Origin of the sequence: Yersinia sp. 2542 StPb PI (assembly GCF_048593855.1) — a bacterium.
Lineage (GTDB): Bacteria > Pseudomonadota > Gammaproteobacteria > Enterobacterales > Enterobacteriaceae > Yersinia > Yersinia enterocolitica_E.
Window position 1 is genome coordinate 1 of the sequence record NZ_JAZGQA010000110.1, and the last position, 15,561, is coordinate 15,561.

Consider the following 15,561-nt stretch of genomic DNA (forward strand, 5'->3'; position numbering starts at 1 on the left):
GCAACATAATGCATTAATATGAGCCGGGCCTGATTACCCGGCTAAATGGTTTTCAAAACTCATTAACCAGCCATTCGTCGGCTTCATCAAACATTTCTTCAACCAACCGGTTCAGTACTGATTTTTCTTGTTTATTAGCATCAGTATTGATGCCATTGGCTTGCATTGGTTTAACCTTAACTTCAGCATCAGGAAACACCCGATGCACCCGCTTGGTTAACTCTGCCTTAATCATTTCAGCGGCGTTGGGTAGGCCGGCGACATTCCGTTTGTCATAAATCAATTCAACACGCATGGCTTTTTCCTGAATGAGTAAATACTGTATTAATATACAGCACTGGCGAGTGGCAGACAACGCTGTTTTACACGGATTGAAGCGAGAAAACGACTATTACTGATTTTTTAACGTCAATAAAATAACCGCAGGTGATTAAGGTTGGGAATCACTGGCGGTTATTTTATGTGTGGGTGCTTATCTGATTGTTTATACAAGTGATTTATTTTTTCCAACAACAACTGAGCATCGGTGTTTACCGAGATGGGGGCTAGTTTATTTCCAGCCAGCGGGCATCAACCACCACACCCAGTATCTTACAGTTGCCATTGAGTTCGATTAATCGATAGGAGGGGTTCAATGGTTTCAAATACTTAACACCAGCATCAACAATGAGTTTCTTAAATGTTGCTTCGTTATCATCAGTCAGTTTGGCAATAACAAAATTACCGGGTAGCGGCTCTTTTTCCGGGTCAACCAGAATAATCATTCCTTCAGGAAAACTGATCCCCGAAGGCGATGTCATGGAGTCTCCTTTAACGCTGAGCCAAAAAGCGTTGTCATGGGCATTTTTGGTCGATTCAGGCCAGATTTCAATATCACGCAGCGTATAAGGCTCTATTGCCTCATACCAGTTACCTGCACTTATCCAACTGATTAACGGATAGCTGTTAGCAACTGATCCGGCCGGTTTATCATTTAGCCCATTACGCGCCGAGATCGATAAACTTTCGGCCATTTTCGCCAATTCTTTCGCCAGAGAAGGGCTAAAGCTACTGATTGGTTCATTGAGTATTTTGGCAAAAGCGGCGGCGNTGGTCACATTGAGCGGATTTATGCCGTTAAGGAATTGGTTTACGGCACTTTGCCCAACCCCTAATTCGTGCGCGACAGACTCTTGGGATATACCCAGCACTTTTTTCTTGGCATTAAACAGCTCTTTCAGCCGCTTAGCGTCGTCTAACTGTTCTGGCGTCAATGGCTTCTTTTTCATCAGTCAATTTTATTACCGTTAGCAATAATATCCAATCATCTGCGGTGTTGACTATAAAATCACTTGCGGTAATAATCAATCAAAATATATAAGGGAAACGTATGAGATCGTACTGGCATGCATCACTGCTATCCAGATATGTAGCATGGGTTGTTCCTGTTTATCACAAGAAGACGGCGGCCAGACTTACGGTGGTTTCCGTTGTTGAGCAATCGATAGGCTGAGGTGTCACCACGGTGCCCTGCCTTTTGTGGAGTAATTATTTATGAGTTCAATAAACGGTACACAAACCGGAAGCCACAGTCAGCAGAACCAAAACATGAGAGATATTCAATTAGTCCTGGCGCGCTGGGGAGTATGGGCAAGATACAGTTCCGGGCTGGATTATTCATCTATCGCTGCGGGTTTTAAGGGGTTATTGCCTGATACGTCTAAGAGTAAAGCCTCCTGTTGTGATGATGACGGCCTGGTTGTCGATGGCTGCGTTGCTCGATTAAAACAATACCGGCCAGATGAATATGAATTGATCATCCGTCACTATGTGCTTAATCAATCCAAGCGAGCAATTGCTCGTCAGCAGAAAAGAGATGAAAGACTAGTGCGAATTAATATGCAAATGGCGGAAGGCTTTGTTGATGGCTGCCTGGCAATGTTGAATGTGAAATTAACTATGGATCCTTTAATAGAGAATTTACATATTTATGAAAAAACACTAACGCGGTCCGCAAAAAGTGTATTAGTCTGACATCACTGGTTCGTTACATACTGATTAAGAAAGAGGAAAGCCCCGCATGGTTGGGGCTTTCCTCTTTCTGTTAGTCATACGCGCAAGTGTATCGGCTTGGGAGGTATTAAATGAGTGAACAAAATCCACTGCCGTATTGGTGGGCAGGATCGCTTGCTCTATTTTCAGCGCTGAGTCTACAGGATTACATCTTTATTCTGGGTACTATTATTAGCGTAATATTTACCATCAAAACTTATTACGTCAATTTACGGGAAAAGGACGCAATAATTAAAGAAGAGCAGAGACGAACAGAAATTCTACGAGATTTTTTGCGTAATAAAACAGTGGCCGATATTCCAGCCGCAATTGCGGTATGTAATGACGCGCTACACAAAATGGAGAGCTGACATGACGCCTTCACTGCGTAAGAAAGTTTTGGGTGCCGCAGCCGGTGGAGCAGTTGCCATTGCCGGAACATTGCTGGGTGGGCACGATGGTTTTGAAGGACGTAAATACATCGCCTACAACGACGTAGTGGGCGTCATGACGCTGTGTGATGGTCACACTGGTAACGACATTATCCAGGGAAAACTGTATAGCGATCAACAGTGTGATGCGTTATTACAGCAGGATTTACGGGTGGTGAAAAAGTCAGTCGATGATGCGATACAGGTACCTGTGGGAGATTACACCCGCGCAGCGCTCTATTCATTTACCTATAACGTCGGTAAAACCGCATTTATCCACTCAACCTTATTAAAGAAACTCAATAGCGGAAATATAACCGGTGCATGCGGGGAGTTGCGCCGCTGGATTATGGCGGGTGGCAAGCGCTGGCAAGGTTTGGTTAATCGGCGTGAGATTGAACATGAACTTTGTCTGACACCGAACCTGACGGCAATGAAAGCCAGGGAGGGCAAATGAACAGGCGTGCCATCACCACGGTGTTGCTCGCGATATTACTCATGGGGCTGATGGCCAATACCTATCGCTTGAGTGCCAAACAGGTGCAGGAGCATGCGGAGTTACAGGCTGAACGAGTTGTTAATCAAACATTGGATAACACCATCGCTGCCTATCAGTTAAACGATGCGGCTAATCGGGTTGCCGTCGCACGGCAGTTGGAAAATGAAAGGGTACTGCGACATGAAACTGAGGATCGTCTCAAGCGTTTTGTGGCGGCAACCGCAACTGACAACTGCGCTGTCAGCCGTATGCCTGAGCCTGGCATTAGTATCTTGCGTGAATAAGCCAGCCCTTCAGGTGGTGAAATCCCCCTTGTTATTGCCACCTGAATCGGCGATGACCCAGTGTGAAATCCCGGAATTTGTTGGTTCCACATGGGGTGACAGTAGTTTATATGCGTTGGCACTCAAGCGAGAGTTACGCCTCTGTAAAGGACGGCTTGATGAGGTCATTCGTTGGCGTAATAACCAAATCGATAATCCACTCTCGCCGTGAGACGACAGGCTTATCCCCCAACGGGGCAACCATTTACCAGGAGAATAACTATGACCGGTAGTAAGGTCGGATATCTCATTTTTTATCAGGTGAGCCTATGAATGCTGCACAAATCAGGCAACTGGCCGCTGCCGCATTATTGGGCAAAACAGATGCGGAAGGTCGTATCTATTCAACTGATGCATGGCCGGTAACCACTTATCCGGCCATTTTGTTACAGACACCACTTGAAGTAAAAGAGTCTATTGGCCGCAATGTACCGCAGTTTAATACCATGACCACCTTACGCATTAGCGGGCATATCCAACTAAGTGAGGCGGTAAATCGAGTCACGGAAGCGGCAGCGGCACTTGAGCGTTTGTGTGAACAGATTCAACGGGCAGTGATTAACAGTTATGAACTGACTCGCCAGATTCAGCAATTTGCCAAAGTGCGTACCACGATGGGTATCGATACTAGCAGCGAGCAACATTTTGCTGAAGTGAAAGTAGAACTCGATCTCGAGTATTACCAAGGGCCGGAAGACTTCTTCCCAGTAGAAACCACGCCACTGACAGGTATCGACATTGCGATTGATATGCCTGATGGCACCACAGACCCGCTGATCGCCATCACCCTTTCGGAGTAACCCTATGTTTGTAAAACCGATGACTGGCCGCGCAGTGCGTGACCCGGTCAAGGGCACCTTTTTGCCTGAATCTGGCGCAGAGGTTCCTGATAACCCATTTTGGCACCGTCGTATTCAAGACGGTGATGTGGTGCAGGTTACGGTAAAAACAGCGAAACCTGCATTTTAAGTGTTAACAACGGAGAGTAAAAAATTATGACAATTCCTTTCACTAATATCCCGAGTAATCTGCGTACGCCACTGTTCTTTGCTGAGTTTGATAATTCCCAAGCTAACACAGCGAGCACCCCTCAACGGACTTTGATTATCGGGCAAACCCTGACGGAAAGCACTTTGCCTGTCAATGTGCCGCTGCTGGTTTCATCTGTCGCCACCGTTGCCGGTTTGTGTGGTGCAGGTTCAATGCTACATGGGCAAATGGCAGCGTATCTGGCCAATGACAGCGCTGGTGAAATCTATCTTCTACCATTGCACGACTCTGAAGCTATGGTTGCTGCCATCGGTAAAATTACCGTGACGACCCCGGCATCAGCAACCGGTGTTATCTCACTGTATATCGCCGGTATTCGTGTACAAACCACGGTAGTGCCGACTGATGATGCCAATACCATCGCTCTGGCGCTGGCGGCGGCAATCGAGAGTAAACCTGAATTACCGGTAACTGTTGCCCATACTGGTGATGGTGTATCGGAAGGCGCTGTTGTAGTACTAACGGCCAAAAACAAAGGAGCACATGGTAACAATATCGATCTGCGTTTGAACTATCTGGGGAGTGCCGGTGGAGAGACCACACCGGAGAGTCTGGTGTTGTCGATCACTCCGATGGCTGGAGGTGCAGGCGCGCCTGAACTGGCAAGTGGCCTGGCAAACTTACAGGATCGTACCTTCGATTTCATTATCAACCCTTACACAGATACCGCGTCATTGGATGCCATCAAGTCATTCCTTTCTGATAGCACCGGGCGCTGGAGCTATAGTCAGCAACTGTATGGCCACAGCTTTGCGGCTCACTCCGGCACCTATGGTCAACTGACCGCGGCCGGTGAACTGCGTAATGACCAACATGCCTCATTGCTCGGGATCCATAACTCGCCGACACCGGCTTACCTGTGGTCAGCCGCGTATGTTGGTGCTATTGCGCAAAGCTTGCGTAATGATCCCGGCCGCCCACTGCAAACGTTGGCAGTAAGTGGTGTATTGGCAGCGCCCCTTTCTAGCCGTTTTACCCTGACTGAGCGGAATAACTTGCTGCATAGCGGTATTTCAACCGTGACGGTGGCGGACGACGGGACAGTTCAAATCGAAAATATCATTACGACTTATCAGACCAACAAATACGGTGCTGCGGATGATAGTTATTTGCAAATTGAGACCTTGTTCTTATTGATGTTTGTCACGCGCTACCTACGAACTCAGGTGACCTCGAAGTTTGCTCGCATGAAGTTGGCTGCCGATGGTACCCGTTTTGCACCAGGCTCGGCCATCATCACGCCAAATACCATCCGTGCCGAGCTGATTGCTCAGTATCAGACCCTGGAATTTAATGGCTATGTTCAGGATGCCAAAGGTTTCGCCCGTGGCCTGATAGTTGAGAAAAATGCCAGTAACCCAAATCGTGTTGATGTGTTGTGGACCGGCGTGCTGATTAATCAGTTGCGTATCTTTGCGGTTCTCAATCAATTCCGTCTGCAAGCGGCTGTTTAACCCTTAGCCATTTAATGCACTAACAAAAAAGGAAATAAATTATGAGCGATACTTCAAACCGCCTGGCAGGTACGGCTTATGTCACCGTTGATGGCATTACTATTATGGTGGCCGGTCAGTTCAAATACAGCCCTTCAAAGGTAAAACGTGAAACTGTCATGGGCATGGATGGGGTACATGGCTATAAAGAAACCGTGGTGGCACCGTCCATTTCCTGCACTATCCGTGACAGTGGCGGGGTCTCTATCAGTGATTTTAACGACCAGACCAATGTCAATATTGTCTGTGAATTGGCGAACGGCAAAACCATTATTGGTAGTGGCATGTGGTCGGTGAGCACGTTGGTGGTTGACAGCACTGAAGGCACGGTTGATGTGAGCTGGGAAGGCGGTTCGGTGACGGAGAATTGATATGACTGTACTGGAGCGCAGTAAAACTATTTCACTGGTGAAAGCCATTCAACACGACGCAACCAAGACCACCTACGAGGTGGTCGAGCTGAGTGAACCGACACTGTTGCAAGTACAGCAATTCTACGATGAGCAAACCAAGTCAGGTTCGCTCAGCGGTATGGGATTGCTGATTGCCTTGGTCTCAGGGGTGCCGCGTGAGGCTATCAAGAAAATGGCTTTTACCGACTATAAGGCCTGTGAGGTTTATATGATGGGTTTTTTAGCCTACTCCCCAACAGGGGGCGATGGCGCGAAATAATTGCTGACGTCACTTACTATTATAGCTGGGGGCCGGGCGATGCCTGGTCCCTGACTTACAGTAGCTTAATGTGGTGGTGCCAGCAGGCCGGGCGGATTAATAAAATTAAGGCTGGCAAAAATGGCTAATAAATACAATATGAATACGGTTTCTCCATTATCTAAAGTACCGCCTCAAATATTCAGTAACTATAAATTAGCTGGTGGTGGAAACACAATTATTGCTGTTGGAACTGCGGGAGTGGAATGGCTTAATAACGGTGCTGATGAGGCCCGTAAAATAAATACAGCAGCGAGGAACGTTAACGCACCTATTGATCAATTTAGTCAAATAAGTGGCGCTATGCGTATTCGAGGTGTTGAACAAATGGCTGCGATAAAATCAACTGAGCAGCTCTACAGCAATTTGAATAATATGCTATGGGGCCATAATGATCAGGGGCTGGCACAGCTACATGAGTATGGGTTTGACATTATCAGTAATGAAAATGGCACAGTGGATGCTACTGCAACAATAGCTAAAATTGCCGAGGATTTTCCACAAATGGCACCCCAAGTACAAAGTAAACTGACGGATGCTCTGAAAATAGACGGTAATACTATTGAGTTGCTGCGAGAGGGGGCGCAACTAAAAGATTTGCTGGCTAAATCTACTTTATTTGGCCTAACTATTGATCCTGAGCTTAATATACAATTGACAGAGTTAGACCAGAATACTGATGAGTTAAGTGCTGCTTGGGATGGTTTGAAAGATAAGCTATCTAACATCGGATACGAAATTCTTGTCTCTGATGGCTCTGTGGCTGATGGCATTGGTGGTGTAACTGACACGCTAACTTATGGTCCAGATAATTTTGCCATAATGCGTACTTTAGGGATAATCAGTGGTAATGACTCGGCGAAAATGCGATGGGCATATAATAATACAGATTTTAAAAAACAGCTTAATTGGTATGAAATAACCATGCTTAATAGCGGTCTTATGACTGATGGATTTCGTAAGAAATATCAGGATCATATTAAGCCCAATGATGCAGAGAAAATAAATTATCAGACTGAAAATGCGGGTGTTATTTCTGGGCTTCGGCCAATTAAAATTGAGTCTACTCCATTAACTGATCTTTTTAATCTGGGATCTGGGGCTGAAGTTGAAACTCAAACACAAACGCAGAACACCTGGAGCAACAACCGCATAACTGAATTCGGTGCTGAAGATCCCTATTCCCTTAGCCCCTCATCTTCTCTTGCGCCAGATAATAATATAGGCAGCATCCCTACAACTGAATCACCTATTTATACTGACTCAGCGGGGGACTTTAATGCTAATGCTATTGCTGATGTTATCGCTACCGCGATGCAGAACAATCGGGTGCAGATTGAATTGACGTTAATCGACAGTCGAAGCGGTGAAAGCTTAGTGATCCCAACTCAGGGAGGCAGCAGAATAGCTCACGCCATGCAGATGTAATTCCCTATTAGTATCCGTAAAAATTAACCAATCAACATATCGATATAACCCGCTCCGGCGGGTTTTTTATTTCCTAACGTCTACTACTGGACAGGAGAACGAAATGTCACTTATCAATAACGCACTATCAGCGCTCTTGGGAGGAAGCGACGACAGTTGGCAATGGTCGGAACACCTCCANCAAGCCTCCTTTCGGGGAGTGCCCTTCGTGGTCCTGAATAGCAAGGGCAGTTTTGGTCGTCGTCAGGCAGTGCACACTTACCCTTATCGCGATACCAGCTATATCGAGGATTTGGGGCGCAGTACACGGAACATTGTTTTAACTGGATTTTTGGTACAAAACAGCCAGATCTACGCCGCACCTGATGTAATGACTCAGCGCGATTCATTGATCGCAGCTTGTGAAATGGCCGGGCCAGGGACATTGGTTCACCCAACGTTGGGTGAGATGACTGTCAGCATCGCTGACACGGGGTTGAAAATTGATGAAGGTGTTGGCAGCGAGCGGGTATTCGCGTTCAGCTTAACCGTTATCGAATCCGGTTTACGTGCCTTTGCCATCACCGGTATGGCTGAAATGAGTGCGTCTGTCCACTCCTCTTGGCTGGGATTGAGCGCCAAAGCAGTCGCTGGTTTTATCTCAACGGTAAAAGGAGAGATGCGCTCCGCCACTCAGGTAATAAAAACCTTGCAAAGTACGGCGGAATTTTGGAGCCGCATGGTAACGAATACTGCCAATGAGGCCAGTAATCTGGGTAACGCACTGCGCTCAACCTTTGGCCGAAACCGTTATGGCCGCTTTAACCACGGTACTGTCGGTGGCAGCAGTTCGGGCGTGACGGAAGCGGTGAACCAGCAAAGCGATACCACCAACTTACCCATGTTAGTGGCGCAACGGCTGGCGTTTATCGTCGAAGGGCGAGCGGCAATCAGTGCTGCCGTGAATGAGTTACTTGCGACTAACAGTGTTGAGGGGCATGCCGACAAGTTACTCACTCTGGTTAACACGCTACTAAATGGCGGTTTTAGCACACTGGATGTTATCCGCATGATGGAAAGCCTGACAGCGGCTCATGACGACGCCTTCCGAGCCAATAGCAGTGATATCGCAATTGCTGACGCCAGCCATCATTTAATGATGACTTTATGCGCCGGAGGGATGGTCATCGCGGCGGCGCAGTATCAACCGGAAAGTTATGACGATGCTGTCGCTGTACTTGGCAGGGTCAGTGAGGTGATTGATAGCTCAGCACTGGCCGCCGCCGATCGCGGTAATGATGAAACCTACCGTGCGCTGATGCAAATGCGCGAATCTATCGTGGCGCTATTGCAACAGTCCGGGGCGAATTTATCTCGCATCAACGAGGTTAGTTTTAACCGCTCACTACCCGCGCTGATGCTGGCGAATCGGTTATATCAGGATGCGCTACGTGGTGATGCACTGGTGAAAATGGCGAATCCGATTCATCCGGCATTTATGCCAATTCGGTTTAGGGCATTGAATCTATGAATAATAAAATGCCAAGTGATGACTTAACACTGGAGATAGACGGCAGAGCGATCACCGGTTGGAGCAAAGTTCAGGTCACGCGGAGTATTGAAAAATTACCCAGTAGCTTTGAGTTATCGCTGATGGATCGTTATCCCGCCAGTGGAGGGCAACAGTGGATTATCCCCGGAGCTCCCTGCGTGGTTAAGTTGGGTAATGATGCTGTGTTAAATGGCTATATTGACAGTTGGGATTGCGCTATTGCGGCCACAACTCATCAAGTCAGTGCCTCGGGGCGCAGTAAGTGCCAGGATCTGGTGGATTGCTCCGCTGAGTGGACCAACAGCGTGATTAGCCAATCCACGGTGTTGCAGATTGCGCAAAAACTGGCCGAACCTTACGGCATCAAAGTGACCTCTGATATTACCGATATGACCATTGTGCCGAAATTCACTCTGAATTGGGGAGAAACGGCGCAAGCGGTGATTGATCACGTCACGCGCTCTGCTGCATTGCTCTATTACGACCAGCCGGATGGCAACTTATATCTGACCCGCGCTGGAACGCATAAAGCTGCCAGCGGTGTGGCACAGGGCATCAATATTCTTAGTGCCAATCTTCATACCGATATCAATCAACGCTTTGTTGATTACACCGGCGTGGTGCTCTCTTCCAATGCCGCAGCCAGGCATTCTGCCTCGGGTGGGGATAACACCTCGGTGCGAGCTACCACGCGAGACACACTATTGGCCGAACAATTTCCGGCCCGCCATCGTAACCGGGTCATTATCGTCGAAAGTACAGTGAACTCGCCACATTTGCTGAAAGATTGCATCGAATGGGAAATGAACCGCCGCTCTGGTCGCGCTAACGTCTTGACAGTGCAAGTTGACAGTTGGCGCGATCGCCATGGCCGGCTATGGGAAGTTAATACATTGATTCCCATTACTATTCCAGCATTTGGGCTTAATGATGAGCTGTGGCTACTCTCGGAAGTGGTTTATGCCAAAGATGAGAAAGGGACGACGAGCAAAATGACCCTGATGCCACCTGCTGCCTTCACATTCCAGCCTTACAACATTAAGTGACATAGGGGGGAACTATGAATGACCTAACCGGGCAAATTTCGACCCTGTACCGGCAGATAAAAATGCTGTTGGGACTTGGGCGAGTGAGTGCCGTTGACGACAGTGACGGGATACAAACCGTGCAGTATCAAACTCAACTGGAAGTCCACTCTGATACCCCAAGGCTGGCTGAGTTTGGTTTTTCATCGGGATTGCCAGCTGGCAGTGACGTGGTTATCGGTTTTCTGGGCGGGGACCGATCCAACGGCCTGATCATCGCCTCCAACCATCCGGCTTATCGCCATTCAGGACTAACAGCCGGAGAAACGGTGATTTATTCCCAGTGGGGGCAATTTATCAAACTGACGGAAAGTGGGGTAATCATTGAGGCTAACAATCAGCCGGTGACAATCAATAATGCTACCGCGGTGACGGTAAACGCATCGGTAAAAGTACGGCTGAATACGCCGTTACTCGAGGTTAGCGGCGATATTGTTGATAACGCAGACGGTAATAGCATCACGCTGAAAACCTTACGTGATGCCTATAACAGCCACAACCATCAACTCAAAAATGTACAGTCGGGCAGCTCGACCCTTACCAGTGAGACGCCCGCTAAGGTGGTGCGATGACAACAGATATTAAAACGGTTTGGGATGTCGATGCCTCATTGGGAGATTGGCAGACAGGTCGCGGGGGAGTGCTGGATGGCGATGATTTGCATACCGCTATTTTACTGAGTTTGTTTACTGACCGCCTGGCGCGAATTGATGATGCTATTGATGGCGATGATCGCCGCGGCTGGTGGGGGGACAGCGGGGCGCTATCAGCTATTGGTTCGCGGTTGTGGTTATTGCGACGGGAAAAACTTACCACTCAGGTTGCGATCAAAGCCGAGGACTACGCGGCAGAAGCATTGGCGTGGCTGACCGAGGATCGTGTTGTGGCGGCCATAAACACCCGGGCACAAATAATTTACCCCAATACATTGCTGTTGATTATTGCTTACCAACGACCGGGTAAAGCCCAATCTTCAGTGAAATTTTCATGGGTATGGGAGGAGTAATTCATGCCATTTAATCGACCCACGTTAAGTGAATTGCGACAACGCAATCAGTCTTATATTCAATCGGAACTGAAAACCGGCGGCAACTTACTGCGTTTCTCCAATATTGGCGTTATCAGTGATGCAGATGCGGGGATGGCACACCTGCACTATGGCTATCTGGATTATATCGCCCAGCAAGCCACGCCATACCATGCCACCGACGAGTACCTTGCGGCTTGGGCGGCACTGAAAGACGTGTTTCGTAAAGCAGCAAATCCGGCTACTGCGACTGACGTTCGCTTTAGTGGGATAGCTGGACGAACTATTCCTGCTGGCCGCTTGCTTAATCGGGCCGACGGCTATCAGTATCGGCTTGATAATGAAGTGAAGATTTCTCCCGATGGTCACGTTCTGGCAGCTATTACCGCCATTTTACCCCGTCCATTGGAGGATGCGACTGGCGGCGGTAGCCGGGGTAACAGTGCGGCTGGCACCCTGCTGACGCTAGATATTGCTATTGATGGTGTTCAGGCCACCGCCACAGCACTGAGTAAAATTTCCGGCGGTGCGGATATTGAATCTGAGGATGCATTTCGTTCCCGTATGCTATTGGCTTACCAGAATATCCCGCAAGGTGGTAATGATACCGACTATCAATCTTGGGCATTAAGGGTATCGGGAGTGACCCGTTGTTGGGTAAAACGGCGGCTGATGGGGGCAGGGACTGTCGGGGTTTATATTATGTGCGATGACAACGACCACGGCGGTTTTCCGCAAGGTAGCGACGGTATTTCATCGCTGGAATCATGGGGGGCGGTAAAAGCCACTGGTGATCAACAACGGGTAGCAGATAATATTTATCCACAGCAACCTATCATTGCGTTGGTTTATGTTTGTGCGCCAGTTGCACAACCCATTGATTTTGTTATTAGTGGGATTTCACATGCTGATAGTGCTACCACGACCGCCATCAATGCCGCTATCGACGAGGTGTTTTTCAGCGAAGGTGAACCTGGTGGCAAAATCTTGTGGTCATCACTATTACTGGCAATTGGTGAGGTCACGGGGACCGGGGGCTTTATTATGCAATCTCCGGCGGCCAATATTGAGTTACAAACTGGCAAACTCCCCATTAGGGGTACGGTGAGCTATCTATGAGTCGCTACTCTGTCAGTGAATATACTACCGCTTTGCAAGCATTAATGCCGATGGGTTTAGTCTGGCCACGGCGACCGGATGGCGTGCAGACTGAGGTACTGCGGGCGCTGGCAAATGCGTATCAGCGTAGCGATGAAGATGCGCAAGATTTGTTGTCTGCGGCATTCCCGGCAACGGCGACGGCTATGTTACCTGAGTGGGAAGCCACTGTGGGGCTACCGGATCTATGTGCCATTGGTGAAGTAGACAGCATGATCCAGCGCCAGCGGGCCGTGGTGTCGAAATTGTTTGGCATCGGCGGCCAGTCTGCATCCTATTTTATCCGTGTGGCCAAGGCATTGGGTTACTCCATTGCTATCACCCAATACCGGCAAGCCTGTGCAGGTATGTCGGTATGCCGTGATGCATTGAACGGTGACGAGTGGCCATTCACGTGGTTGATTACCGCACCCGAAACCACGCTTCATTATGCTCAATGTGGCCTAACTTATTGCAGTGATCCGTTGCGTTCATGGGGCAATAAACAACTTGAATGCCGGTTTGCGGTGTTAAATCCGTCTCATAGCATTCTGAAGTTTGGCTACGTTAGCTAACTAATCAATTTCTATTAATTTAAAACGCCTTAATTGGTGAGGTATTACTATGCAAAAAATTGGAGATATTCCTAATTCACGCGCCGACAGTAATGGCGAATTTACCGACGGCAATGTCGCCGGCGGCGTTCCCCCAACGATATTACCGGCGGAATGGTTTAACACCTTACAGCGGGAATTAATGAGTGTTCTTTCTGCCGCTAATATTGATGCTGACAGTGAGAAGTTTGATCAGGTGGCGACTGCTGTCTCTAAATTAATTACTGATGGTGGATTTTTAAAAACAGCCAATAACCTTGTGGAAATTAAAAATGCCGGCCCCGCCGCTGTCGCTGAGACTCTCGTAAACCTTGGTTTGGGCGATGCAGCCCATCTGCCCCAATTAACGGGCGTTGTTGGCACATCACGCAATGCAAAAATGAGTGTTACAGCCGCATCGTCAACGGCCACTTTCACGGCAGATGAATTGATCGTACAAACGGCGCTAGGTGGACGTCAGTACAAACTTACTAGCTTCAATAAAGCAATTAACCTTGCGACTACGGGCGCTGGCGGTATGGATACTGGCACCGCGCCAGCTGCGGGATTTGTAGCGCTGTATGCGATTTATAACCCAATAACTCAAGTATCTGCATTGCTGGCAGTTAATTCCACGTCAGTGCTTGCTCCTGAAGTGTATGGCGGGGCTAATATGCCATCAGGTTATACAGCATCAGCGTTGGTTAGTGTGTGGGGGACGGCATCATCATTGTTGAAGATAGGATTTCAATCCCATAGGCATATAGCAATCCAAACAGCTACTATATATTCCGTTTCTAGTGGTACAACAGCGCAAACGCCGTTAGGTGTTTCACCTGTGGCCCCACCCAATGCCACACAGATAGATATTGCTATAACAGTAAATGAAACAGTCGCTGGCAACGGTGTTGCGCTGAGTATTGGCTCATCTCTGTCAGGTATCGGACAGTTCGGTGCGATTTCAACCGTTACAGGGCAAACAGCAACGTCCATTACCGCCGGAACGCTGTCATTAATAGAAATCCAGCGGCTCTATTTTTCAATGTCCAATACAAACCCAGGAACATACATTATCGCAGGCCGTGGTTATGATTTTTAAGGAGTGAATATGCTTGTTCAATTTAAAAATTCAACAAAAGAAGAAATTATTGCTTACTTTGGTGGCCCACAAGATCCAGAGTATTTTCCAAATCAAGGGGAGATTGAAGCCGATGATCCCATGTGGGCAGTCTTTTATGACAAAGTACATATGTGGCTTGATGGGTTACCTGAGCCTATTACAATTGCAGAGTAAAGTACAAATCCGGGCTTAATTGCCCGGTTTATTTAATTGCTAGGTGCTGTAGGTCTGGTTATATCAGACACTGTACTTACATTGACTAATGACGGCCGAGGTTATAGCGCAAGCCAGGCGGATGTTGATCAAGGAAACTATCTTGCAATTACAACAGCCGAATTGCTCCAACAACCAACAACAACTGCCTCGTTCGTCGCTTCATTTCGTGCTAAATTCGCCTATCTCGGATCATGACATATGTGTCATGGTTTCAGGCAGCTAATGGGACTTCAGGTATCAGTATGTTTACATATAAAGAAATATCAGCGCTGAACGAACTGGAATTGATCGTTTATAATTACATCATAAAAAACACTGATAAAGTGATGTATATGACCATCAGAGAACTGGCTGACGCAGCGGGTGTTTCTACCACTACAGTTTTACGATTTTGTAAAAAAATGAATTGTGATGGTTATTCTGAATTCCGGGTGCGGTTTAAATTATATGTAGAGCATGATGAAAAACCACCAGTTAGCTTTGGTATTAGTGAAATAATTAGCTATTTTAAAAGTATTAATAATAGTGAGTTTGACGAGTTACTGGATACGGCCGCAGCACAAATAGCCGCCACGCGCCGAATTATTTTTGTGGGTATAGGAACCTCTGGGGCGTTAGGGAAATACAGCGCTCGTTTCTTCTCGAATATTGGCAAGTTTAGTACTTATATTGACGATCCCTATTATCCTATCAACAGCGATATGTATCAGGATGCTATTGCTATCATATTTTCCGTCTCGGGTGAAACCGAAGAGATTATCCGTATTGCCAATCAGTTCAGTTTACATAATTGTAAAATAATCAGCCTGACAAATAGTGATAACTCAACGCTGGCCAAAATGGCCGACCTTAATATCTCCTATCATATGCCACCTATTGTATTGGA

At 47.5% G+C, this 15,561-nt stretch carries 22 protein-coding genes; 20 read left to right on the forward strand and 2 right to left on the reverse strand.

Annotated features, from left to right (window positions below; all coding sequences use genetic code 11):
- Nucleotides 1-52: 52 nt before the first annotated feature.
- Complete coding sequence (locus V1952_RS13845; protein WP_005190119.1) at nt 53-295, reverse strand: DinI family protein; 243 nt, start codon at nt 293-295, stop codon at nt 53-55.
- 250 nt (nt 296-545) lie between these two features.
- The gene (locus V1952_RS13850; RefSeq protein ID WP_420074933.1) at nt 546-1,268 is read right to left on the reverse strand and encodes a LexA family protein; all 723 of its coding nucleotides are present in this window, start codon (nt 1,266-1,268) and stop codon (nt 546-548) included.
- A gap of 319 nt (nt 1,269-1,587) precedes the next feature.
- On the opposite strand from V1952_RS13850, the gene V1952_RS13855 reads away from it, so the two are divergent.
- The 20 genes from V1952_RS13855 to V1952_RS13950 all read left to right on the forward strand — a co-directional run.
- On the forward strand, nt 1,588-2,013 hold the full coding sequence (locus V1952_RS13855) for an antiterminator Q family protein (RefSeq protein WP_372559924.1): 426 nt from the start codon (nt 1,588-1,590) through the stop codon (nt 2,011-2,013).
- Nucleotides 2,014-2,123: 110 nt separating this feature from the next.
- Nucleotides 2,124-2,402: a hypothetical protein gene (locus V1952_RS13860; RefSeq protein ID WP_083158327.1), complete on the forward strand. Its 279-nt coding sequence runs from the start codon at nt 2,124-2,126 to the stop codon at nt 2,400-2,402.
- A gap of 1 nt (nt 2,403) precedes the next feature.
- Nucleotides 2,404-2,919: a lysozyme gene (locus V1952_RS13865; RefSeq protein WP_372559420.1), complete on the forward strand. Its 516-nt coding sequence runs from the start codon at nt 2,404-2,406 to the stop codon at nt 2,917-2,919.
- Complete coding sequence (locus tag V1952_RS13870) at nt 2,916-3,245, forward strand: DUF2570 domain-containing protein (protein WP_420074934.1); 330 nt, start codon at nt 2,916-2,918, stop codon at nt 3,243-3,245. The genes V1952_RS13865 and V1952_RS13870 overlap by 4 nt, the downstream gene beginning before the upstream one ends.
- On the forward strand, nt 3,238-3,456 hold the full coding sequence (lysC, locus tag V1952_RS13875) for a hypothetical protein (RefSeq protein ID WP_372559419.1): 219 nt from the start codon (nt 3,238-3,240) through the stop codon (nt 3,454-3,456). Before V1952_RS13870 ends, lysC begins: the two co-directional genes overlap by 8 nt.
- Nucleotides 3,457-3,553: 97 nt before the next feature.
- Complete coding sequence (locus V1952_RS13880; protein WP_420071830.1) at nt 3,554-4,084, forward strand: ATP-binding protein; 531 nt, start codon at nt 3,554-3,556, stop codon at nt 4,082-4,084.
- 4 nt (nt 4,085-4,088) lie between these two features.
- On the forward strand, nt 4,089-4,253 hold the full coding sequence (locus V1952_RS13885; RefSeq protein WP_071843434.1) for a DUF2635 domain-containing protein: 165 nt from the start codon (nt 4,089-4,091) through the stop codon (nt 4,251-4,253).
- 26 nt (nt 4,254-4,279) lie between these two features.
- Entirely contained in the window at nt 4,280-5,788 is a 1,509-nt protein-coding gene (locus tag V1952_RS13890; RefSeq protein WP_420074935.1) for a phage tail sheath subtilisin-like domain-containing protein, read from the forward strand.
- A 41-nt stretch (nt 5,789-5,829) separates the two neighbouring features.
- Entirely contained in the window at nt 5,830-6,198 is a 369-nt protein-coding gene (locus V1952_RS13895) for a phage tail tube protein (RefSeq protein WP_042568284.1), read from the forward strand.
- A 1-nt stretch (nt 6,199) separates the two neighbouring features.
- A complete protein-coding gene (locus tag V1952_RS13900) occupies nt 6,200-6,499 on the forward strand; it encodes a phage tail assembly protein (protein ID WP_042568283.1) in 300 nt (99 codons plus the stop codon).
- A gap of 120 nt (nt 6,500-6,619) precedes the next feature.
- Nucleotides 6,620-7,966: a chemotaxis protein gene (locus V1952_RS13905; RefSeq protein WP_420074936.1), complete on the forward strand. Its 1,347-nt coding sequence runs from the start codon at nt 6,620-6,622 to the stop codon at nt 7,964-7,966.
- Between the two features lie 103 nt (nt 7,967-8,069).
- Nucleotides 8,070-9,476 (forward strand): DNA circularization protein, encoded by a 1,407-nt coding sequence (locus V1952_RS13910; protein ID WP_420074937.1) that lies wholly within the window; start codon nt 8,070-8,072, stop codon nt 9,474-9,476.
- Nucleotides 9,473-10,543 carry a phage baseplate assembly protein gene (locus tag V1952_RS13915; protein WP_372559414.1) on the forward strand — a complete coding sequence of 357 codons (1,071 nt, stop codon included), beginning with the start codon at nt 9,473-9,475 and terminating at the stop codon, nt 10,541-10,543. The genes V1952_RS13910 and V1952_RS13915 overlap by 4 nt, the downstream gene beginning before the upstream one ends.
- A gap of 14 nt (nt 10,544-10,557) precedes the next feature.
- The gene (locus V1952_RS13920) at nt 10,558-11,154 is read left to right on the forward strand and encodes a phage baseplate assembly protein domain-containing protein (protein ID WP_420074938.1); all 597 of its coding nucleotides are present in this window, start codon (nt 10,558-10,560) and stop codon (nt 11,152-11,154) included.
- A complete protein-coding gene (locus V1952_RS13925; RefSeq protein WP_420071836.1) occupies nt 11,151-11,588 on the forward strand; it encodes a phage GP46 family protein in 438 nt (145 codons plus the stop codon). The genes V1952_RS13920 and V1952_RS13925 overlap by 4 nt, the downstream gene beginning before the upstream one ends.
- A gap of 3 nt (nt 11,589-11,591) precedes the next feature.
- Nucleotides 11,592-12,728 (forward strand): baseplate J/gp47 family protein, encoded by a 1,137-nt coding sequence (locus V1952_RS13930; RefSeq protein WP_420074939.1) that lies wholly within the window; start codon nt 11,592-11,594, stop codon nt 12,726-12,728.
- Nucleotides 12,725-13,321, forward strand: coding sequence for a YmfQ family protein (locus tag V1952_RS13935; protein ID WP_372559410.1), 597 nt, complete (start codon nt 12,725-12,727; stop codon nt 13,319-13,321). Before V1952_RS13930 ends, V1952_RS13935 begins: the two co-directional genes overlap by 4 nt.
- A gap of 49 nt (nt 13,322-13,370) precedes the next feature.
- Complete coding sequence (locus V1952_RS13940) at nt 13,371-14,438, forward strand: hypothetical protein (protein ID WP_420074940.1); 1,068 nt, start codon at nt 13,371-13,373, stop codon at nt 14,436-14,438.
- A gap of 9 nt (nt 14,439-14,447) precedes the next feature.
- A complete protein-coding gene (locus tag V1952_RS13945) occupies nt 14,448-14,633 on the forward strand; it encodes a hypothetical protein (protein WP_050297013.1) in 186 nt (61 codons plus the stop codon).
- A gap of 284 nt (nt 14,634-14,917) precedes the next feature.
- A partial coding sequence (locus V1952_RS13950; protein WP_420074941.1) for a MurR/RpiR family transcriptional regulator occupies nt 14,918-15,561 on the forward strand: 644 nt, incomplete at its 3' end.